A 501-nucleotide genomic window follows, 5' to 3' on the forward strand; every position below is an offset into this window, starting at 1 on the left:
TAAACGAAATCGTAAATCAAGTAACTGTACCTGATTATCCAACAGAAGGTAACCAACCAAAAGTAACAGTAGATAATCCAGCATTAATCCCTGATGGCAAAGTTCCAGGTGAATATGAAGTACCAGTAACAGTCACTTATCCAGACGGTACAAAAGACCACGTTATGGTTAAAGTGACAGTAGGTCCGAAAGCTTCAGATGTCTTTGAACCAGTAGCTGGAAAAGTTGAAAAACCATATGGTACACCAACTACAATTGAAGATGTTGTTTCTAAAGTAAACGTACCAGGCTATTCTAAAGTGGATGATCCTTATAAAGTTACCGTAGATAACCCATCTGTATTACCTAATGGAAACACACCAGGTGTATATGATGTTCCAGTTACAGTGACATACCCAGATGGTTCGACTGACCATGTAACAGTTAAAGTTGTTGTAACACCACAACCAGAAAATGATAAATATGAACCAGTATCTAAAGATATTGAAAAACCATATAATC

Annotated in this window: 1 protein-coding gene; it reads left to right on the top strand. The window is 36.9% G+C overall.

Annotation, left to right across the window (positions count from 1 at the left end; genetic code table 11):
• On the top strand, window positions 1-501 hold a 501-nt coding region (locus CD112_RS13250), incomplete at both ends, for a Rib/alpha-like domain-containing protein (protein ID WP_258026723.1).

Source organism: Staphylococcus simulans (genome assembly GCF_002902285.1).
GTDB lineage: Bacteria > Bacillota > Bacilli > Staphylococcales > Staphylococcaceae > Staphylococcus > Staphylococcus simulans.